1 pseudogene is annotated in these 840 nt (G+C 46.9%); it reads right to left on the reverse strand.

Annotated elements, in window-relative coordinates:
• Positions 1-744 (reverse strand): annotated as a pseudogene (locus ACTIE6_RS27740) (hypothetical protein); the annotation flags it as partial.
• Positions 745-840: the final 96 nt, after the last annotated feature.

Below are 840 nucleotides of genomic sequence, written 5' to 3' on the forward strand. Positions count from 1 at the left end.
GTTAATAGGCGCGCCTGTCATCGGGTCCACTGCATTCGGTTGGAGGTTTTTAACAGACTTGTTGATCGCTTCTTTCAGCTTATCAGTACGGTAGGCCTCATACCTGAACCAGCCAAGAATAATCAGTGTGACAATCGCGAAAATCGAAAGTACCAGCTTAAATCCTGCGTATCTGGATCTCGCCTTTGGCGTTTCATTTTTATGATAAGGTTCTTCCACCAGCCTGTCGTAAGCAGGTTTCAGGAGGATTGACAGCATCGCCAAACCAATTGCAAATGCCCAGGCTTCATTGGAATTCCGGATATTCAATGCATAGGCAACAATTTCGTGCGAAATGATCAGGTCACCTGCAATGAAAGATATACCTGCTGCCAGGAAGATAAGTCCGGCTACCAGCGAGTACGAAGGCGCTTTTTCCGTTCTCTTTTCACGTAACTGTTCGGTTTGCAGATCGATGTCTGCAACGCTTTTTTCCAGGTCCTGCATTTGCCGCGCGGTGCGGTTCAGCTCCATTACTTCGTTTTGAAGTTTATCGTAAGCTACCTTGTGCAGCTGCCGGGTTTCCTGGTGTGTCGTTTTAACGGAGGAAAGCTCTTCCTTTTTAGAAGTGAGCCGCTCCTGGATCCAGTCGTGGTTGACATCGCTGGACAAATATGCTTCATAAACCTGACGGTCAATTCCCTCAATACCACGTGTGTAGCCGCGTTGGTAATCGCCGTGTTCGTTTGGATTTTGCTCGTTCATGACCTGTTATTTTTGATTGATCAGATGAGAATGGGATAAAAAATCAGGCCGCAGCCCGGTATGACATGCTACTTGGAGCTCTTCTGAATGAGATTA

This window comes from Dyadobacter sp., assembly GCF_051859145.1.
Lineage (GTDB): Bacteria > Bacteroidota > Bacteroidia > Cytophagales > Spirosomataceae > Dyadobacter.